General features: G+C 68.8%; 17 protein-coding genes and 1 riboswitch. Of the genes, 8 read left to right on the top strand and 9 right to left on the bottom strand.

What is annotated here, in order from left to right:
* Positions 1–121: 121 nt before the first annotated feature.
* The 3 genes from MHN80_RS02010 (at position 122) to gcvP (ending at position 4,788) form a co-directional block, all read left to right on the top strand.
* The gene (locus MHN80_RS02010; RefSeq protein ID WP_004022163.1) at positions 122–634 is read left to right on the top strand and encodes a bifunctional nuclease family protein; all 513 of its coding nucleotides are present in this window, start codon (positions 122–124) and stop codon (positions 632–634) included.
* A 295-nt stretch (positions 635–929) separates the two neighbouring features.
* The gene (locus MHN80_RS02005) at positions 930–1,574 is read left to right on the top strand and encodes a MerR family transcriptional regulator (protein ID WP_064570103.1); all 645 of its coding nucleotides are present in this window, start codon (positions 930–932) and stop codon (positions 1,572–1,574) included.
* Positions 1,575–1,603: 29 nt separating this feature from the next.
* Positions 1,604–1,705, top strand: a riboswitch (glycine riboswitch).
* A 173-nt stretch (positions 1,706–1,878) separates the two neighbouring features.
* The gene (gene gcvP, locus MHN80_RS02000) at positions 1,879–4,788 is read left to right on the top strand and encodes an aminomethyl-transferring glycine dehydrogenase (protein ID WP_239399133.1); all 2,910 of its coding nucleotides are present in this window, start codon (positions 1,879–1,881) and stop codon (positions 4,786–4,788) included.
* Between the two features lie 130 nt (positions 4,789–4,918).
* Here gcvP and MHN80_RS01995 read toward each other — a convergent pair whose 3' ends face one another.
* The 9 genes from MHN80_RS01995 to MHN80_RS01955 form a co-directional block, all read right to left on the bottom strand.
* The gene (locus tag MHN80_RS01995; RefSeq protein ID WP_239399130.1) at positions 4,919–6,154 is read right to left on the bottom strand and encodes a substrate-binding domain-containing protein; all 1,236 of its coding nucleotides are present in this window, start codon (positions 6,152–6,154) and stop codon (positions 4,919–4,921) included.
* Positions 6,155–6,294: 140 nt separating this feature from the next.
* Entirely contained in the window at positions 6,295–8,487 is a 2,193-nt protein-coding gene (locus MHN80_RS01990; protein WP_239399127.1) for a malate synthase G, read from the bottom strand.
* 74 nt (positions 8,488–8,561) lie between these two features.
* A complete protein-coding gene (locus tag MHN80_RS01985) occupies positions 8,562–9,464 on the bottom strand; it encodes a 3-methyladenine DNA glycosylase (protein WP_374206297.1) in 903 nt (300 codons plus the stop codon).
* A 5-nt stretch (positions 9,465–9,469) separates the two neighbouring features.
* The gene (locus MHN80_RS01980) at positions 9,470–10,543 is read right to left on the bottom strand and encodes a hemolysin family protein (protein ID WP_004022157.1); all 1,074 of its coding nucleotides are present in this window, start codon (positions 10,541–10,543) and stop codon (positions 9,470–9,472) included.
* Positions 10,536–11,978, bottom strand: a complete 1,443-nt coding sequence (locus MHN80_RS01975; protein ID WP_239399121.1) for a hemolysin family protein — start codon at positions 11,976–11,978, stop codon at positions 10,536–10,538. The genes MHN80_RS01980 and MHN80_RS01975 overlap by 8 nt, the downstream gene beginning before the upstream one ends.
* Before the next feature lies 1 nt (position 11,979).
* Positions 11,980–13,413, bottom strand: a complete 1,434-nt coding sequence (locus MHN80_RS01970; RefSeq protein ID WP_239399119.1) for a GuaB1 family IMP dehydrogenase-related protein — start codon at positions 13,411–13,413, stop codon at positions 11,980–11,982.
* A 16-nt stretch (positions 13,414–13,429) separates the two neighbouring features.
* Positions 13,430–14,887: an NADP-dependent phosphogluconate dehydrogenase gene (gndA, locus tag MHN80_RS01965; protein WP_004022153.1), complete on the bottom strand. Its 1,458-nt coding sequence runs from the start codon at positions 14,885–14,887 to the stop codon at positions 13,430–13,432.
* A gap of 86 nt (positions 14,888–14,973) precedes the next feature.
* A complete protein-coding gene (locus MHN80_RS01960) occupies positions 14,974–15,927 on the bottom strand; it encodes a M56 family metallopeptidase (RefSeq protein ID WP_004022152.1) in 954 nt (317 codons plus the stop codon).
* A 44-nt stretch (positions 15,928–15,971) separates the two neighbouring features.
* Positions 15,972–16,370 carry a BlaI/MecI/CopY family transcriptional regulator gene (locus MHN80_RS01955; RefSeq protein WP_004022151.1) on the bottom strand — a complete coding sequence of 133 codons (399 nt, stop codon included), beginning with the start codon at positions 16,368–16,370 and terminating at the stop codon, positions 15,972–15,974.
* Positions 16,371–16,723: 353 nt separating this feature from the next.
* On the opposite strand from MHN80_RS01955, the gene MHN80_RS01950 reads away from it, so the two are divergent.
* The 5 genes from MHN80_RS01950 to MHN80_RS01930 all read left to right on the top strand — a co-directional run bounded on the left by MHN80_RS01950 (position 16,724) and on the right by MHN80_RS01930 (position 20,422).
* Positions 16,724–17,146: a PaaI family thioesterase gene (locus tag MHN80_RS01950; protein ID WP_004022150.1), complete on the top strand. Its 423-nt coding sequence runs from the start codon at positions 16,724–16,726 to the stop codon at positions 17,144–17,146.
* A 132-nt stretch (positions 17,147–17,278) separates the two neighbouring features.
* A complete protein-coding gene (locus tag MHN80_RS01945) occupies positions 17,279–17,581 on the top strand; it encodes an urease subunit gamma (RefSeq protein WP_004022149.1) in 303 nt (100 codons plus the stop codon).
* Between the two features lie 85 nt (positions 17,582–17,666).
* A complete protein-coding gene (locus MHN80_RS01940) occupies positions 17,667–18,044 on the top strand; it encodes an urease subunit beta (RefSeq protein ID WP_239399117.1) in 378 nt (125 codons plus the stop codon).
* A 3-nt stretch (positions 18,045–18,047) separates the two neighbouring features.
* Positions 18,048–19,766 (top strand): urease subunit alpha, encoded by a 1,719-nt coding sequence (locus MHN80_RS01935; RefSeq protein WP_239399115.1) that lies wholly within the window; start codon positions 18,048–18,050, stop codon positions 19,764–19,766.
* Positions 19,766–20,422 (top strand): urease accessory protein UreF, encoded by a 657-nt coding sequence (locus tag MHN80_RS01930; RefSeq protein ID WP_239399113.1) that lies wholly within the window; start codon positions 19,766–19,768, stop codon positions 20,420–20,422. The genes MHN80_RS01935 and MHN80_RS01930 overlap by 1 nt, the downstream gene beginning before the upstream one ends.
* The last annotated feature ends 21 nt before the right edge of the window (positions 20,423–20,443 follow it).

Genomic DNA, 20,443 nt, shown 5'->3' with positions numbered 1-20,443 from the left:
CCGGACTGAACAGCAACGACCGTCGGAAGACCGCCGCGAGTCGGCCGCCGCTGTTCACTCAGTCGGTGTAGCGTCGAGGTCACTGAATCGAGCGCCGTACAAGGCGTCTGGGAGGTGCGAGATGAGCGAGATGCGTGTGGTGGGCATCAGGGTCGAACCCCCGCAGAGCCAGCCGGTGTTGTTGCTGCGTGAGGTCGACGGCGAACGCTACCTGCCGATCTGGATCGGCCAGAGCGAAGCGGCGTCGATTGCATTGCGACAGAAGGGGATCGAGCCTCCCCGCCCTCTCACACATGACCTGATCGTCAACCTGATCAAAGAGTTCGGGCAGACCCTGCTCGAGGTCCGGATCGTGGACATGCAAGAGGGCACCTTCTATGCCGAGATGATCTTCACCGGCGATCTGCGTGTGTCGGCGCGGCCCTCGGATTCGATCGCGGTCGCCATGCGCGCCGAGGTCCCGATCATCGCCGACGAAGAGGTGCTCGCCGAGGCCGGCCTGCTCATCCCGGACGAGGACTCGGACGAGGCGCCCGAGGCGCAGGCCGACGAGGTCAAAGAGGACGAGGTCGAGAAGTTCAAGGAGTTCCTCGACAACGTCTCGCCCGACGACTTCAAGGCGAGCGGGGCCTGAGCGGTTCGTTCCATAGGTCGGAGCAGACTTGCCGGCTGTGCAGCCGAAAGCCAGATCACAGAATCGACACCGGCCGGTCACCGATTGTCTCGATCTCAAGTTGAGGTTCAGTGTCGTGGCGAGTCGCGTTGATCCCCGGTCATCCGCCGCATAGCGTCATCAGCGACATCGAGCACCGGACACGGGCCGATGAAGATGATCGGCCGACCGGAAACAGCCTGGACCGCGTACTGTGGACGTGGACGTCAGGCACCGTGGTGCGGCGTCCGATCCGAGCTTTGCGAGGGAGTCAGAAGTGGGCGATCGTCCGGTCGACAACGAAACGACGTCGAGCGACCAGTCACCCGATCGTCCGGTGACCGAGCGTGTAGACGCCGTCCCGACCCAGGGCAGTCTCGGAGACATCGCCCCGGGCCTGTTCCCGGACGACACCGTGCCCGACGAGCTCGTCGGCTACCGCGTGCCGAGCGCGTGCCAGATCGCCGGGATCACCTACCGTCAGCTCGACTACTGGGCCCGTACGTCGTTGGTCGTCCCGTCGATCCGCGGAGCCGCGGGATCCGGCAGCCAGCGCCTGTACTCGTTCAAGGACATCCTCGTCCTCAAGATCGTCAAGCGTCTGCTGGACACCGGCATCTCGCTGCAGAACATCAGAGTCGCCGTCGACCACCTGCGCCAGCGCGGTGTCGAGGACCTCGCCAAGATCACCCTCTTCTCGGACGGCACGACGGTGTACGAGTGCACGTCGGCCGAAGAGGTCGTCGACCTGCTCCAAGGCGGGCAGGGCGTGTTCGGGATCGCGGTCAGCGGCGCCATGCGTGAGCTGACCGGCACCATCGCGGATTTCCCCGGCGAACGGGCCGACGGCGGTGTCAGCGAGACCGCGCCCGAGGACGAACTCGCGGCGCGCCGCAAGAACCGCGCCCGTCGCACCGGCTAGTCCGCGTTCCGCGTAGACTGGCCCCGCGTCGCTACGCTGCGGGAGAGCGCCGACGGCAGAGATGCCGGCGGCCGCCGAAGGAGCAACACCTCTCCGTCAAACTCTCAGGCACCCAGGACCGCGGTGGTGACGACGTCTCTGGAAAGTGACGATCCGTCGTCCGCCCACGGTGAAAGGTCGTCGCGCAGCGCTGCGGGGCACCGAATCTCTCAGGCGTCACATCGGCTGCCGCCGACGACATGACAGAGGGGGAGGGCCAGCAGCCGGTGCGCGCACCGGCGCCTGCGAGAGGTGCCCTCCACCCGTGTCCACCACCGATGCGACCCCGTCCGACACCCCGGACCCGTCCACAGCCCCCGCCCCCGGGGTCTCGGCCGCCTTCGTCGACCGCCATGTAGGCCCGGACGCCGACGAGACCCGGCGCATGCTCGAAGCGATCGGCGCCACCTCACTCGACGACCTCGCCCACCGCGTCATCCCGGCGGTCATCGCCGACGAACTCGACTCCGACGTACTCGGCGCACTACCCGAGCCCCTCAGCGAGAGTGCGGTTCTCGCTCAGCTCGGCGACCTGGCCGCACGCAACACCGTCGCTCGGTCGATGATCGGGCTCGGCTACTACGGCACCCACACGCCCGGCGTCATCCTCCGCAACGTGCTCGAGAATCCGGCCTGGTACACCGCGTACACGCCCTATCAGCCCGAGATCAGCCAGGGACGTCTCGAGGCGCTGCTCAACTTCCAGACCATGGTCGCCGACCTCACCGGGATGGAAGTGGCCAACGCCTCGATGCTCGACGAGGCCACCGCGGCCGCCGAGGCGATGACGCTGATGCGCCGTGCGGGCAAGTCCAAGTCTCCGCGCGTGGTCGTCGACGCCGACCTCTTTCCGCAGACGCGTGCGGTGCTCGACACGCGCGCCGAGCCGCTGGGCATCGAGATCGTCGAGGCCTCACTGCATCCCGAGCTCCCCGGATGCGGACTTCCCGACTGCGAGTTCTACGGCGTGATCCTCCAGGTACCGGGTGCGTCGGGTCGCATCGTCGACGCCACCGCGATCATCGACGCGGCGCACGACCGCGGCGCACTCGTCGCGGCCGGTGCCGACCTCCTGGCGATGACCCTGCTGACACCGCCCGGCGAGCAGGGCGCCGACGTCTGTTTCGGCACGACGCAGCGCTTCGGCGTGCCGATGGGCTTCGGCGGGCCGCACGCCGGATACCTCGCCGTGGGCTCGAAGCACGCCCGGCAACTCCCGGGCCGTCTGGTCGGGATCTCCAAGGACGCCGACGGCAACCTGGCCTACCGGCTCGCGCTGCAGACCCGCGAACAGCACATCCGCCGCGAGAAGGCCACGAGCAACATCTGCACCGCGCAGGTACTCCTGGCGGTGATGGCCGCCATGTTCGCCTCCTACCACGGCGCCGAGGGGCTGCGCGCCATCGCGCGCCGCACCCATGCCGCGGCGGCCCGGCTGGCCGACTCGCTCGCGGCCGGCGGATTCTCGGTCGCGCACGCGAACTTCTTCGACACCATCGAGGTGCACGCCCCGGGTCAGGCCGATACCGTCGTTGCCCGGGCTCGCCAGGAGGGTGTCAACCTGCGCCGGGTCGACGCCGACACCATCGGCATCGCCTGCGATGAGACCACGGTCGATGCCGACCTCGATGCGGTGTTGCGTGCCTTCGACGTCGCCGGCGTCACGCCGCGTGCGTTCACGCAGCCGATCGAGAACCGCACCAGCGAGTTCCTCACCCACCCGGCGTTCAACCGGTACCGCACCGAGACCGCGATGCTGCGGTACCTGCGAGCCCTGTCGGACAAGGACATCGCGCTCGACCGCAGCATGATCCCGCTCGGGTCGTGCACGATGAAGCTCAACGCCACCACCGAGATGGAACCCATCACCTGGCCCGGCTTCGCGCAGCTGCACCCGTTCGCTCCGGCCGACGACACCGCGGGGATCCGAGAGCTCATCGCCACCCTCGAGAACTGGCTCGTGGCGGTCACCGGATACGACCGCGTCAGCCTGCAACCGAACGCGGGGTCGCAGGGAGAGTTCGCCGGCCTGCTGGCGATCCGGGGATACCACCTCAGCCGCGGCGACGGCGACCGCGATGTCTGCCTGATCCCGTCGAGCGCCCACGGCACCAATGCCGCCTCGGCGGTCATGGCGGGAATGCGCGTCGTGGTGGTCGGGTGCCGAGACAACGGCGACGTCGACCTCGACGATCTGCGCGCGAAGATCGACGCCAACGAGGGTCGCATCGCGGCGATCATGATCACGTACCCGTCGACGCACGGGGTCTTCGAGCACGACGTGCGTGAGGTCTGCGGCGCCGTCCACGACGCCGGCGGACAGGTCTACGTCGACGGCGCCAACCTCAATGCGCTGGTCGGCGTGGCACGACCGGGTCATTTCGGTGGCGACGTCAGTCACCTGAACCTGCACAAGACCTTCTGCATCCCGCACGGCGGCGGCGGACCGGGCGTCGGACCGGTCGCGGTCCGGGAGCACCTCGCCCCGTTCCTGCCGGGACACCCGCTCGCCGACGAGCTGCCCGGCTCGGCGACCATCGCCGCCGCACCGTACGGCTCGGCGGCGATCCTGCCGATCACCTACGCCTACATCGCGATGATGGGGGCAGACGGGTTGCGCCGGGCGACGCTGACGGCCATCACCGCTGCCAACTACGTCGCCAAGCGGCTCGGTGAGCACTACCCGGTGCTCTACACCGGCGAGGAGGGCTTCGTCGCCCACGAGTGCATCCTGGATCTGCGGGCCATCACCAAGGCGACCGGCGTCACCGTCGACGACGTCGCAAAACGGCTCGCCGACTACGGTTTCCACGCCCCGACCATGAGCTTCCCGGTTGCGGGCACCCTGATGGTCGAGCCGACCGAGAGCGAGAACCTCGACGAGATCGACGCCTTCTGCGACGCGATGATCGCGATCCGCGGCGAGATCGAACTCGTCGGACGAGGGGAGTGGCCCGCCGAGGACAACCCGCTCCGCGGTGCCCCGCACACCGCCGAGTCGCTGGTCGGTGAGTGGGATCATCCGTACTCGCGGGAACTCGCCGTCTACCCGCAGGGGCTGCCATCCGCGGGTGGCCGGGCGAAGGTGTGGCCGGCCGTCCGGCGGATCGACGGGGTGTACGGCGACCGCAACCTGGTGTGCAGCTGCCCGCCCATCGAGGCTTACAGCAGCTGACCCGACGCTCGGGAAGCTCCTCGCCTGCTCGTTGAGTAGGTGAGGAGCGTAGCGACGAGCCGCTTACTGCTCGTTGAGTAGGTGAGGAGCGTAGCGACGAGCCGTATCGAAACGACCCCGGCCGTCGCTTCTAACCGCCCGCGGTTCCCGCCGGCACCGACGCTGCCGTCGAGCTCGCCGGGACGCTGGCCGGCCCGTAGACCAGCCGGTTGATCGCGACGATCGCGCCGTCCTCGGGCGTGGGCATCGGGTTCGGCGTCCGGGGGAAGGTCACCGTCGGCGTGGCCGCGGGCATCGGGGCGTCGCCCCGGAAACCGAGCTCGGTGAGCAACCGGAGCTGCTCGGGTTCCGAGGCGAACTGGATGAACTCGGCGACGGCATCGGTCGCCGATTCGGTCACCTCCGGTCCCGACAGACGGATCACCGGATAGTCGGCGATCGGTGTCGGACCGGACGGGATCAGTTCGGCCAGCCGCGCACGGTCGTCGTCGCGGGTCATCTGGAACAGGCGCTGCTCGGTGATGGGTACGACGTGGATCGGCGCCCGAGCGGCATCGGGGGCGTCGGCGATCGTCGTCGCGGCGCCCTGGGGTGTCCCGTCCGGGGAGAGCGGGGCGCCCTCGAGCATGGCGCGGATGCTGGAGCTCACCCGCGGGGACTCGGCGTCGGTTGTCGTCAGCGGACCGGTGGTCCGGGTGACGCGGGTGGCGACCGCCTGGGCGGCGAGTGCGCTCGCGTCGGACTGTGCCCCGATCGGCATCGCCATCCGCAGCGACCCCCAGCCCTGGAGGCCGAAGTCGGTGAGCGAGTTGTCCCGACGTTGCAGCGTGGGGATCTGGGACCAGTCGAGACGTCCGTCGAGGGCGGTGTCGAGTTCGGGCGATACGGCCAGAACGACCGGTGTCGAGACCAGGGAGCGTGTGTTGCCCTCGATCGCATCGGGTTTCGCCGCCGCGAGATCTGCCGACCACACCGACGACTGGGGGACCCAGGCGGCGGGATGGGCGCCCATCGACTCGGTGTCCCACGACCCCGACAGACTGTCGAGGGTGATCTTGGCGTCGCCCGGGCGGACGTCGACGGTGACGCACTTGTCGCGTACGACCGGATTGGTCGCACCGAAGTTGCGGGCGACCGCGGCGAGCCCCGGCGCGATGTCGGGGTCGGCGATGATCGGGACCGACTCACGGCCTTCGACGCATTGCGCGGCGGCCTGTTCGGCCTGGCGATCGATCCGATCGCCGAGGTCTCGCCAGGTGACGACGACTGCGGCGATGAGCAGGATCGACAAGAGGGCGGCGACGACACCTCGGCTCACGCCGCGGCTACGGATGCTCTCCCCGCCGCTACTCCGATGATGTGCCAACGCCGATGCCCTCCCTGCTCGGTGCGTCCCTCGCCCGGTCGGCCGTGGCGACCCGGTGCGCAGTGCAGGGTACGACGATACGCCGTGCCGATCCTGGGCGGTTCGGCACGGTCGTATCGCCTACGTCGAGGCCGGCGCGATCAGCCCGCCGGGTTCGCCGCCTTGTACTCGCGGCGACGGCGGTGCAGGATCGGCTCGGTGTAGCCGCTGGGCTGTGTGGTGCCCTCCAGGATGAGCTCCTTCGCTGCCTGGAAGGCGATGTTGGAGTCGAAGTCCGGCGCCAGTGGACGGTAGGTCGGGTCGCCGGCGTTCTGACGGTCGACGACCGGGGCCATCCGCTCCAGCGATGCGACGACGTCGGCCTCGGTCACGATGCCGTGCCGCAGCCAGTTGGCGAGCAACTGACTCGAGATACGCAGTGTCGCACGGTCTTCCATCAACGCGACGTCATGGATGTCGGGCACCTTCGAGCAACCGACGCCCTGGTCGATCCAGCGGACGACGTAACCCAGGATCGACTGACAGTTGTTGTCGAGTTCCTGCTGCTTCTCCTCGTCGGACCAATCGGTCTTGGGGGCGAGGGGAATCGTGAGGACGTCGTCGACGGAGGCGGGGTCGCGCTTGGCGATCTCGTCCTGGCGCTCGAACACGTCCACCTGGTGGTAGTGGAGCGCGTGCAGGGTGGCGGCGGTCGGCGACGGAACCCATGCGGTCGTGGCGCCGGCCTTCGGGTGCCCGATCTTCTGCTCGAGCATGTCGGCCATCAGGTCGGGCATGGCCCACATGCCCTTGCCGATCTGCGCCTTGTGCTGCAGACCCGCGTGCAGACCGGTGTCGACGTTGAAGTTCTCGTAGGCACCGATCCAGGTCTGCTGCTTCATCTCGCCCTTGCGCACCATCGCGCCGGCTTCCATCGACGTGTGGATCTCGTCGCCGGTGCGGTCGAGGAACCCGGTGTTGATGAAGACGACGCGCTCGGAAGCCGCGTTGATGCATGCCTTCAGGTTCACCGTGGTGCGGCGCTCCTCATCCATGATCCCGACCTTGAGCGTGTTCTCGGGCAGGCCGAGAACCTTCTCCACGCGGCCGAACAGTTCGACGGTGAAGGCGACCTCGTCGGGCCCGTGCATCTTCGGCTTCACGATGTAGACCGAACCCGTTCGCGAGTTCTGCAGTCCGTCATCGGACATGCCGTGGATGCCGATCAGCGACGTGATCAGGCCGTCGAGGATTCCTTCCGGGACCTCGTTGCCGTCGGCGTCGAGGATGGCGTCGTTGGTCATCAGGTGTCCGACGTTGCGGACGAAGAGCAGCGAGCGGCCGTGTAGGTCGAAGGCGGTGCCGTCGGGCGCGGTGTACTCGCGGTTGCCGTTGAGCACTCGGGTGAAGGTCTTGCCGCCCTTGCTGACCTCTTCGGCGAGATCGCCCTTGTTGAGGCCGAGCCAGTTGCGGTAGCCGATGACCTTGTCCTCGGCGTCGACGGCGGCGACGGAGTCCTCGAAGTCCATGATCGTGGTGATCGCGGACTCGACGACGACGTCCTTGATGCCTGCCGGGTCGGTGGAACCGATCGGCGACGACGGGTCGATCTCGATGTCGAGGTGCAGTCCGTTGTTGCGCAGCAGGATCGACGTCGGCGAGGCGGCGTCGCCCCGGTACCCGACGAAGGCGGTCGGGTCGGCGAGAGTCGACGTCTTGTCGCCGTCGAGCTTGACCTGGAGCGCGTTGTCGACGACGGCGAAGGACCGCACATCGGTGTAGCTGCACTGTTCGAGCGGCACGGCCTTGTCGAGGAAGTTCTTGGCGTAGGCGATGACCTTGTCGCCGCGGACCTTGTTGTACGACTTGCCCTTCTCGGCTCCGTCGGTCTCGGGGATCGCGTCGGTGCCGTAGAGCGCGTCGTAGAGCGAACCCCAGCGTGCGTTGGAGGCGTTGAGCGCGAAGCGCGCGTTGAGGACCGGGACGACGAGCTGCGGCCCGGCGGTGTCGGCGATCTCGCGGTCGACGCCGGCGGTCGTGATCTGGAAGTCCGCGGGCACCTCGACGAGGTAACCGATCTCGGTCAGGTACGACTTGTACGCGTCGAAGTCGGCGGACCCGGGGGTGAGGTCGGCGTCCTTGTGATCCCGATGCCAGGCGTCGAGCTTGCTCTGCAGGTCGTCGCGGACGGCGAGGAGTTCGCGGTTGCGCGGGGCGAGATCGGTGATCACCGATGCCGCACCGGCCCAGAAGGCGTCCGCATCTACACCGGTACCGGGCAACGCCTCGTTGTTGATGAAGTCGTGCAGGACGGTAGCGACCTGCAACCCGTTGACGGTGATCCGGTCAGACATGGCAGCCTTTCTCGAGCGAAATGACAACGCATACATGCTACTCGTCGGTAACGGTGGGCGGCAGGCGCCTCCCGTCACGTGTGGTGAGCGCGCTCCGCGAACTCGGTGCAGAGGGTGAGCAACCGAGACCGCAGAGTCGTCCCGAGCTCGGCGATCGCCGACTGTTCGCGGACGTATTCGGCCCGGCCCGCAGGGGTCTCGATGCGAACCGGCTCGTACCCGAGGCCGCCGAGGTCGTACGGACTGGCTCGCATGTCGAGGTCGCGCGCGCGGAGGGCCAGCGCGAAGCAGTCGAGAGTCAGGTCCGATGGCACGAGCGGCGACAGGGTGAAGCAGTACCGGTAGAGATCCATCGTCGCGTGCAGGCAGCCGGGTTGTTCGTGCTCGATCTGGGACGCCCGGGTGAGCGTGGCGTCGTTGCGCGGCCGCGCCGGGTCGGTGAAGAACCGGAAGGCGTCGAAGTGCGTGCACCGCAGTGGCATGGATTCGACGACGGCATCCGTGCCCGCACCCCCCAAACGCAGCGGGAGATCGTGCCGGGTGTCGTCGGTGCGGTAGACCATCGCCCACTCGTGCAGGCCGAAACAGCCGAGCCGGACGGGCCGCCGGGCGGTGGCACCGAGCATGTCCACGGCCGCGACGAGAGCGTCGGCCCGGTGCCGGAGGTGCGCTGTTCCGACGCGCACCCCGGCGTCGGTCTGTTCGTAGCCGCGCAGGCCGAGGAATTCGTCTGCGTCTTCCAGGACCACGCCGTAGCCGGGATGCCAGCGCAGCACGTGCGCGGGTCGCGAGGAGTAGTAGGTGAACAGGAAGTCGATCACCGGATGTCGGGCACCGCGGCGGCGCGCGTCGAGGTAGGGACCGATCAGTTCGTCGACGGCCCGGCGATGCGCCGCACGCCGCGATCGCCACTGGTCGGCCGTCAGGACGGAGGCGCCGCGAACCGGGGCCGTGGACGGCAGTCGTGAACTCGCCACCGTCGTCACACCCGATGGGTCTCGTCGCGGACGTTGCCGACGAACTCCTCCACCAGATCGGCGAGGGGGACGATGCCGATGGTCCGGCCGCTGTCGTCGACCACGGCGCCGAGATGCGAACTGGACCGACGCAGCACCCCGGTGGCCTCGTCGAGCGGGGTGGTCGAGTCGATGACCGGCAATGGCCGGATCTTGTCGACGCCGATGATGGTGTCCGATCCGATGTGCTCGTCGAGGATCTCGTCCAGCACGTCTTTCAGATGCAGGTAGCCGGTGAACGTGCCGTCGGGCCCGCGCACCGGGAATCGGGAGAATCCGGTCTCGGTGACCGCCTTCTCCACGGCGCCCAGCGTCGGCCCGATGCCACCGGTGCCGGACACCTGCACGCCGACGCTGCGCATCTGTTCGAGCGGGATCATCACCTCCGACACCGTCCGGCCGATGGACTGCAGGGCCCGGGTCAGACGTTCGTGCTCCTCGGCGTCGAGCAGACCCTCCTGCTTGGACTCGCCGACCATCTCGGCCAGTTCGCCGAGCGACACCGTGGATTCGAGTTCGTCCTTCGGCTCCACGCGGAGGAGTCGCAGCGAGATGTTCGCCAGCCAGTTGTAGAAGGCGATCAACGGCCGGACCAGCCGGATGAACAGCAGGTGCGCCGGCACGAGCAGCATCGCCGACGACTCCGGTCCGGCGAGTGCGATGTTCTTCGGCACCATCTCGCCCAACAGGATGTGCAACACGACGACGAGCGACAGTGCGATGGCGAACGAGATCGGGTGCAGCAGGGCGTCGGGAACGTGTGCGAGGTGCAAGGGTGCCTCGATGAGGTGCGCGACCGCGGGCTCGCCGACCCGGCCGAGCAGGATCGAGCAGATCGTGATGCCGAGTTGTGCCCCGGCCAGCATCAACGACAACCGCTCGCCGGCGTGGATCACGGTGCGCGCACGGGACTTCCCGCTCTCGGCGAGCGCTTCGAGGCGGTCGCGACGTGCCGAGATCAGGGAGAACTCGGCGCCCACGAAGAACGCGTTGCCGGCGAGGAGGACGACGGTCAGCCCGACCGCCCAGAGATCACCCATGGGAGTTCCCCTCGTCCCTCGGCACGTCGATGCCCTGGTGGGCGGGCACCGGGAGATCCTGTCCCTCCGGCGCGGGCCGGATGGCGACGACGTCGACCCGGCGTCCGTCCATCTGGGCGACCGTCGCCCGCCAGGTGATGTCCGGCCCGCGGTCCGGCGACTGTGAGGTGTCGTCGTCGGTCTCGCCGACGGGCGACCGGCGCGGGAGGTCCACCGCGTCGTCGACGGCGGGGATGCGCCCGAGGCAGTACATGATGAGCCCACCCAGCGTGTCGTACGGCCCGTCGGGCGCGTGGTAGCCGGTGGCGTCGTACAGCTCGTCGATCCGCAACAACCCGGCGCACAGGTAGCCGTTGCCGTCGACAGCCACGTCGGCTCGTTCGTCGTCGTGTTCGTCGGTCACGTCGCCGAGGATCTCCTCGATGAGGTCCTCGGTGGTGACGATGCCCGCGGTGCCGCCGTATTCGTCGATCACCACGCACAGCTCCATGCCGTCGGCGCGGATCCGCTCCATGAGCGCATCGCCGTCGAGGCTCGCAGGCACCCGCGGGACCGGCCGGGCGATCGAGGTGACCGACGTGGTGGCCTGTCGCTCCGGTGCGACGGTGAAGGCCTGCTTGATGTGGACGACGCCGACGAGATCGTCCAGGTCGCCGTCGATCACGACCGGAAACCGGGAGTGGCCGGTGCGCGACGACGCCATGACGAGGTCGCGGACGGTGTCGGCGCGATCGAGGCAGTCGATCGTGACGCGGGGGGTCATCAGATCCTCGGCGGTGAGCTCGCCGAAACGCAGCGACCGGTCGACGAGGGTCGCGGTCTGCTGATCCAGGGCGCCGCGGCGGGCCGAATTGCGGACGAGCGAGACGAGTTCCTGAGGCGACCGCGCCGAGGCCAGCTCGTCGGTCGGTTCGATGCCGAGACGGCGCACGATCCAGTTCGCGGTGCCGTTGAGTCCGTTGATCGCCCAGCGGAACACCGCCGAGAACACGGTCATCGGACCCGCGGTGGCCCGTGCGACCGCGAGCGGCTTGGCGATCGCCAGGTTCTTCGGGATCAGCTCGCCGAGGACCATCGACAGCGACGTCGCGATCACCAGCGCGAGGATCAGCGACGTCGCCGACGCGACGGAGTCGCCGACCCCCAGCGCGGTCAGTGGTGGTCGCAGTATCCGGGCGAGGACCGGTTCGGCGATGTAACCGGTGATCAGCGTCGTGATGGTGATGCCCAACTGGGCGCCGGAGAGCTGGAACGACAGGGTGGAGTGTGCGCGCTGGACCATCCGCGCTCGCCGGTCCCCGCGATCGGCGACATCGGCGGTGATGGTCGAGCGTTCCAGCGCGGTCAGCGAGAACTCGGCCGCCACGAACAGGGCGGTCCCCAGCGTCAGGGCGATGAATCCGACGAGACTCGCGACCAGGAGGAGGATCTCCACGTCACCACCCGCCCGGCAGGGGTCGTCCTTCGGCGAAGCCGGCGGGCGACTGGATCCCCAGCACCACCTTGTCGTGCAGTTCGCGTAGGTTTCGCGCACCGGTGTAGGTAGCGGTGCTGCGGACACCCGAGCAGATGTGGTCGATCAGGTCCTCGACGCCGGGACGCTCCGGGTCCAGACGGATCCGCGAACTCGAGATGCCCTCTTCGAACAAGCTCTTGCGTGCCCGGTCGTAGGTGCTGTCGCCGCTCGACCGCGCCGCGACCGCCCGCTTCGAGGCCATGCCGAAGCTGACCTTGTACGGGCCCTGCGCATCGACGAGCAGGTCGCCCGGCGACTCGTGGGTGCCGGCGAACCACGAGCCGACCATGACGTTCGACGCCCCCGCGGCCAGGGCCAGGGCCACGTCGCGTGGGTGCCGGACACCGCCGTCGGCCCACACCGACGCACCGTGTCCGGCCGCGACGGCGGCACACTCGGCGACGGCCGAGAACTGGGGGCGTCCGACGCCGGTCATCATCCGGGTCGTGCACATCGCGCCCGGTCCGACACCGACCTTGACGATCGACGCCCCCGCATCGATGAGATCGAGGGTGCCCTCGGCCGAGACCACGTTGCCCGCGGCGATCGGAACGCCCAGGTCCGCGCCGGCGACCGCCGACAGCGCCGTGAGCATCTTCTCCTGGTGACCGTGCGCGGTGTCCATGACAAGCAGGTCGGCGCCCGCGGCGACCAGCGCTCGAGCCTTGCCCACGACATCGCCGTTGATGCCGACGGCCGCCGCGATGCGCAGCGAGCCACCCGCGTCGACATTCGGGGTGTAGATCGCGTGGCGCAGGGCGCCGACCCGATTGAGGACCCCGGCGAGCCGACCGTCGGGTTCGACGAGCACCGCGAGGCCGAGGTGCAGATCGCCGAGCGCGTCGAAGACCTCACGGGGCGGGGTGTCGACGGGCAGCGTCACGATGTCGGGGTCGACGACGTCACGCACTCGCGCGAACCGGTCGACGTCGCGACAGCGCTTCTCGGTGACGACCCCCACCGGGCGGCCGTCCTCGACCACGACGGCCACCCCGTGTGACCGCTTCGGGATCAACGCGACCGCGTCGGTCACCGACGCCCCCGGATCGAGGGTGACCGGGGTGTCGGCGATCAGATGCCGCGACTTCACGTACGCGATGGATGCGGCGGCCGCCTCGATGGGCAGGTCCTGGGGGAGAACCACGAGCCCTCCGCGGCGGGCCACCGTCTCGGCCATCCGCTTGCCCGCGACCGCCGTCATGTTCGCCACGACCAGCGGGATCGTGGTCCCGCTGCCGTCGGACGTCGACAAGTCGACGTCGAAGCGCGAACTGACGTCCGACCTGCCCGGGACGATGAACAGATCGTCGTACGTCAGATCGTGTGTCGGCCGGTGGCCTTCGATGAATCGCACTGGAGTTCGCAGGCTCCTATTCGGTCACTTCCGAGCGGTCACCGCTCCACAGGGTGTGGAACGTGCCCTCCTTGTCGATGCGCTGGTAGGTGTGCGCGCCGAAGTAGTCGCGCAGGCCCTGGGTCAGCGCGGCCGGGAGGCGGTCGGCACGCAGACCGTCGTAGTACGACAGCGACGATGCGAATGCCGGCACCGGGATACCGAGGAGGGTCGCGGTCGAAACCACCCGGCGCCAGCTGTCGATGCCGACCTCGACGGCTTCGCGGAAATACGGGGCGAGCAGCAGGCTCGGGAGGGCGGGGTCGTCGTGGTAGGCCTCGCGGATGCGGTTGAGGAACTGCGCCCGGATGATGCAACCGCCACGCCAGATGGTGGCCAGCGCGCCGCGGTCGACATCCCAGCCGTATTCGGCGCTGCCGGCGGCGATCTGATCGAAGCCCTGCGCGTAGGCGACGACCTTCGAGGCGTAGAGGGCGGTCTTGATGTCGTTGACGAACGTCTCGCGATCGGCGGGGGCCGAGCCGAGGTTGCCCGACGACAGCCCGCGGGCCGCGACGCGCTGATCGGTGGCGCTCGACAGCGCGCGGGCGAAGACGGCCTCGGCGATCCCGGTCGTCGGGATACCGAGATCGAGGGCGGACTTCACGGTCCAGCGACCGGTGCCCTTCTGGCCCGCGGCGTCGACGATGACGTCGACCAGCGGCTTGCCGGTCTCGTCGTCGACCTGGCTGAGGACCTCGGCGGTGATCTCGATCAGGTAGCTCTCGAGTTCGGTGGTGTTCCAGTCGCGGAAGACGTCGGCGATCTCCGAGACCGGCATGTCCAAGGCCTTGCGCATGAGGTCGTAGGCCTCGCCGATGAGCTGCATGTCGGCGTATTCGATGCCGTTGTGCACCATCTTGACGAAGTGGCCGCTGCCGTCGGGGCCGATGTGGGTACAGCACGGCTCGCCGTCGACCTGTGCGGCGATGGATTCGAGGAGCGGTCCGAGCGATTCGTACGACTCGACGGGGCCGCCCGGCATGATCGACGGGCCGTTCAGCGCCCCCTCTTCGCCGCCGGAGATGCCGGCGCCGACGAAGTTGAGTCCTCGAGCCGACATCGCGGCCTCGCGACGGATGGTGTCGGTGTAGAGGGCGTTGCCACCGTCGATGATGATGTCGCCCGGCTCCATCGCGTCGGCGAGTTCTTCGATCACGGCGTCGGTCGGGTCGCCGGCCTTGACCATGATGAGCACCCGGCGCGGACGCTCGAGGGCCGCCACGAACTCGGCCACGGTCTCGGTGCGGATGAATTCACCGTCGCTGCCGTGGTTCTCGAGCAGTGCATCGGTCTTGGCGATGCTCCGGTTGTGCAGCGCGACCGTGTACCCGTGACGGGCGAAGTTGCGTGCGATGTTCGAACCCATGACGGCCAGGCCGGTGACACCGATCTGGGCCTTCGCGGAGGAGGACGAGGAGTCGACGTTGTTCATGCGGACAGCCTATTGCCTCTGTGTCCGAACCGGCGATCTGCCTCCGCGTGTGATGCCGGTCCGACGCAGCCGGGTGCGACGGGCGGTCAGAATGCCGACATGAGGCGGTTGAGCTCGGTGAGCCACGGGATGGCGACCGCGAGGGTCGGGAGCACCAGGATCGCGGCGGCCGCGACGTAGGCGCCGGCGGCGACGACCCGGGCGGGGCGGTCGTCGCGCAGACGGTGGACGCGCGTCAGGGTGGTCGGTCCGCCGACCGCCATCGCACCGCGCGGGGCCACCGCGTCGGCGCAGGCGACCAGGGCTCGGCCCAGCGTGGTCGGTGTGGTCGCGCGAACGGCCTGATCATCGGCCAGCGCCTCGACGAGGAGTTCGGTCGCGCCGAGGGCGGAGCTGCTGCGCACGAATCGGGGGAACGCCTCGTGCAGGGCGATGAAGGCCTCGAGCACGAGGTCGTGCCGGGCACGCAGGTGGGCGCGTTCGTGGGCGATGACGGCGACGAGTTCGTCTCGGGTCAGGCGATGGACGACGCCTTCGCTGACCACGACGCGCTGGCGCAGGCCCGGCAGGCAGTAGGCGAGGGGTTGCTCGACGTCGATCATCCGGACGTCACGAGCGTAGAGCGGGTCGTCGGCGTCGTCGGTCCGATCGCAGCGGTCGAGGATGTCGATGAGCTGGCGGTGTGCCTTGCGTCGGGCGCGGGTGCGCACACCGACGCGGATCACCGTGTAGAACAGGCGCGCGCCGACCAGGAGGGTCAGGACGAAGACGCCGACGCAGAGGAGCCACAGCGGCCAGCCGAGCCGCTCGATCTCGCGGACCGGGTGGGTGGTCGGCGTGCCGTCCGGACCGATCACGAGGATGTTCGCCGCGATCGCCAGGCCACAGCTGAACGCCGACAACACGGCGGCCAGGGCAATGGCCTGCCACAGCGTCATCGCCGCACGTGGCGCTCGGATCGGCCATCGTGCCCGCGACAGTGCCTCGGGTACGGGTCCGGCGAGCACCAGGCTGACGATGCCGAAGAGCAAGGCGGTCATCTGGTGATTCCTAAAAGTGGGCTGCGAGTGGTGGTGTCGCGAATCTAACCGGTGTCGCTCGTTCCGCGTGCGGCTTCGAGCTCATCGAGTGCGGAACGGAGGGCGGCCGCCTCGTCGGCGCCGACGCGGCCGACGAACGACACGAGCGCCGCGTGACGCGACCCGGGTGCATCGGCCTCGCTCAGCGCGTCGACCATCAGACTCGCCACGAGGTCTTCGCGAGGGTGGGTCGGTACGTACTTGTGCGCCCGGTCGTCGCGGATCTGCGTCACGAGATTCTTCTTCGCCAGCCGCTGCAACACGGTCATGACGGTGGTGTAGGCGAGGGAACGGTCACGCGACAGGTCGGCATGCACCTGCCGCACCGTCTGCGGGGCAGAACTCTCCCACAACGAGTCCATCACAGCGCGTTCGAGGTCGCCCAGGCCATTCATCTTTCGCATTTTACTGCTCTGCCTCCGATAGTGGGTCCGCTGGATACCCAGTTGTTGCTCACATGCGTGCCGTGCACGTGTCCGAGGAGCGATCACGCCTCTGACGTGGACATTCCCGCGGCGCTTGACACATTGGTAAGGCTAGCCTACATTAAGTGTCACGTCGGACCGCGTGAGAGTCCTGAGGGCTGCAGAGACCCCCGGTCCACGGCACGGAAGGCCCCGCATCTCCCAGAGGTGCGGGGCCTTTCGGTATCCACAGATGGACAACGGCCCGCCCCCTCCTCGTGTTCCCGCAGGGGCACCGTTCGCGAGCCGGACTGGTGTCGCGACGTCCGAAGGCTCATGCGACTGTTGTTGTCATGACTGCGAACAGTGCGGACGAGGTTCTCCGGGATTCATTCGGCAAGGGACTCGACGGCGTCCTCGGACTCGGGGTCGTCGAGGCGGGGCCCGACCGGATCGTGGCGACGATGGAGATCACCGAGAGTCACCATCAGCCGTTCGGGATCGTGCACGGCGGGGTCTACTGCGCGGTCGGCGAGAGTGTCGCCAGCATGAGCGGCTTCCTGTGGCTGCAGGACTCCGGTATCGGCGGCACCGCCGTCGGGGTGAACAACAACACCGACTTCCTGAGGTCGGTGCGGGCGGGCACGGTCACCGCGACGTCCACCCCGATCCACCGGGGCCGCCGCCAGCAACTCTGGGCCGTCGACATGGTCGACCAGGACGGCGCGCTGCTGGCCCGGTCGCAGGTGCGACTGCAGAACATCGAGGTCAAGTAGGCCGCTGAGGCCCGCGTCACGCCGGCGTCGCTCGGCGCGCCGACCCTGTCCCGGCATGGCAGGATGTCTCCTACTGCCCGGCCGGACCACACCGATCGACCGCCGGCCGAACACCCCCGAGGAGCGCTCCCGGTGCGATTGTCGCCCCATGAACAAGAACGGCTGCTGATCTCGTATGCGGCCGAACTGGCCCGCAGGCGGCAGGCGCGCGGTCTGAAGCTCAACCACCCGGAGTCGGTTGCGCTGATCACCGATCACGTCCTCGAAGGCGCCCGTGACGGCCGCTCGGTGGCCGAGCTGATGACCTCGGGACGCGAGGTCCTGCGGCGCGACGACGTGATGGACGGCGTACCGGAGATGCTGCACGACGTCCAGGTCGAGGCGACCTTCCCCGACGGCACCAAGCTGGTGACCGTGCACGACCCGATCGCCTGAGCCCCGACCGAACGAGACAGGTGGTGGACGGTCCGTTCGCGACCCGTCCCGTCCGCCGAACCGCAGCACTCCAGGAAGGACCGAGATGTCGGGTACGCACTCCACCGGCCCGCGATCGACGATCGTGCCGGGCGAGGTCATCGCCGCCGACGGGACCATCGAACTCAACGCGGGCCTCGACGCCGTCGAGCTCCGCGTCGTGAACTCCGGTGATCGCCCGGTGCAGGTCGGCAGTCATGTGCACTTTCCGCAGTCGAACGAGGCGCTTGTCTTCGACCGTGCGCGGGCCCACGGCCGCAGGCTCGACATCCCCGCCGGCACCGCGGTGCGCTTCGAGCCGGGAATCGAGATGACCGTCGGCCTCGTCCCGCTCGGCGGCACCCGCGAGGTGTACGGGATATCCATCGATCCTCCCGGCGCCTGCGGCCCGGTCGGCGCCGTCCCCAGTGACGAGAGTGAGTGACGCATGGCCATCCTGGGACGCGACCGCTATGCCCAACTGTTCGGCCCGACGACGGGCGACCTGATCCGGCTCGCCGACACCGACCTGCTCATCGAGGTGACCGACGATCTGTCGGGTGGGCCGGGACGCGCCGGCGACGAGGCGGTCTTCGGCGGCGGCAAGGTGATCCGCGAGTCGATGGGCCAGAGCCGGGCCACCCGCGCCGACGGCGCTCCCGACACGATCATCACCGGTGTCGTCGTCCTCGATCACTGGGGAATCATCAAGGCGGATCTGGGTATTCGCGACGGCCGCATCGTCGCGATGGGCAAGGCGGGCAACCCCGACACCATGGACGGGGTGCATCCGGACCTCGTCATCGGACCGTCGACCGAGATCATCGCGGGCAACGGCAAGATCGTCACCGCCGGCGCGATCGACTGCCACGTCCATTTCATCTGTCCGCAGATCATGGACGAGGCGCTGGGCAACGGGATCACCACCGTGGTCGGCGGCGGGACGGGACCGGCCGAGGGCAGCAAGGCGACCACCGTGACGCCCGGCGCGTGGCACCTGGCGTCGATTCTCGCCGCCACCGATCACTGGCCGATGAACATCGCACTCCTCGGCAAGGGCAACACGGTCAGCGCCGAGTCGATGCACGAGCAGATCCGCGCGGGCGCTTCGGGTTTCAAGCTGCATGAGGACTGGGGCAGTACACCCGCGGCCATCGACGCCTGCCTGCGGGTCGCCGACGAGACCGGCGTTCAGGTCGCGTTGCACTCCGACACCCTGAACGAGGCCGGGTTCGTGGAGACCACTCTCGGCGCGATCGCGGGCCGGGGCATCCACGCCTATCACACCGAAGGCGCCGGCGGTGGTCACGCGCCGGACATCATCACGGTCGCGGCATACCCGAATGTGCTTCCGTCGTCGACGAATCCGACTCGTCCGCACACGGTCAACACACTCGACGAACACCTCGACATGCTGATGGTCTGTCACCACCTCAATCCCACGGTCCCCGAGGATCTGGCCTTCGCCGAGAGCCGGATCCGCCCGTCCACGATCGCCGCCGAAGACCTGTTGCACGACCTGGGTGCCATCTCGATGATCGGGTCGGACTCGCAGGCGATGGGCCGGATCGGCGAAGTCGTGCTGCGCACGTGGCAGACCGCCCACGTGATGAAGCGCAAGCGAGGGTCCCTTCCCGGCGACGGGCGTGCCGACAACACGCGCGCACGGCGCTACGTCGCGAAGTACACGATCTGCCCGGCGCGCGCGCACGGCTTCGACGACGAGATCGGCTCGGTCGAGGTCGGCAAGCTCGCCGACCTGGTGCTGTGGGATCCCGCGTTCTTCGGGATCCGGCCGGATCTGGTCATCAAGGGCGGCGCCATCGCCTGGGCGGCGATGGGCGACGCGAACGCCTCGATACCCACGCCGCAACCGGTCTTCCCGCGCCCGATGTTCGGCGCCGCACCGAAACTCGCGGCCGCCACGTCGGTCAGCTTCGTGGCCCCGGGTGCCGACGCCGACCTCGCCGGCCGGATCGGCGTCGACCGCAGGCTCGTTCCCGTCAAGAACACCCGCGGCGTCGGCAAGGCCGACATGATCAACAACGACGCGTGCCCGACGATCGGGGTCGATCCCGACACGTTCACGGTGAGGGTCGACGGTGAGGTGTGGGAATCCGAACCGGTCGCCGAACTCCCGATGGCGCAACGGTATTTCCTGTTCTGATGCGATCCGGCGATACCACCTCCGCGCCCCTGGCGATGATGCTCGCGCTGGCGGATTCGCGACTGCCGGTGGGCGGGCACGTGCACTCCGGCGGGGTCGAACAGGCCATCGCCGACGGATTCATCCGCACTGCAGGCGATCTCGCGTCCTTCCTGTACCGCCGGGTGACCACGAGTGGTCTGGTCGCGGCGTCGGTGGCGGCGGCGGTCGCCGACGGTGCACTCGACGTGTCCCGCGCCCAGCGCGAGACCGACGCGCGCACACCGTCATCCGCAGCGCGGAAGGCGTCGCTCGCGCAGGGCCGTGGCATGGCGCGCCTCGCACGCCGGATGTGGCCGGACACCGACTGGTCGGCTCATCGGCCGGCGACGCATCTCCCGGTCATCAGCGGGTCGATCGGCGCCGTGTCGGCGCTCTCGGGATTCCACACCGCGCTGATCCTCGTGTACACCACGATGAGCGGGTCGGCGACCGCCGGTCAGCGTCTGCTCGCACTCGACCCCGCCGACGTGTCGATCATGATCGCCGAACTCGGCGCCGAGTGCGAACGGGTCGCCGCCGAGGCCGCGGTCGGTCTGGCGGACCTGTCCGACCCGGTCCTCGACATCTTCGCCGAACGTCATGAGCGGCAACCGATGCCGCTCTTCATGTCCTGACCCCGCCCGACCTGACCAGAC

The sequence above is a fragment of the Gordonia sp. McavH-238-E genome, from assembly GCF_022348225.1.
GTDB classification, from domain to species: Bacteria; Actinomycetota; Actinomycetes; order Mycobacteriales; family Mycobacteriaceae; genus Gordonia; species Gordonia terrae.
Note: the sequence above shows the minus strand (reverse complement) of the source record. Positions and strands in the feature narration are given on the sequence as shown.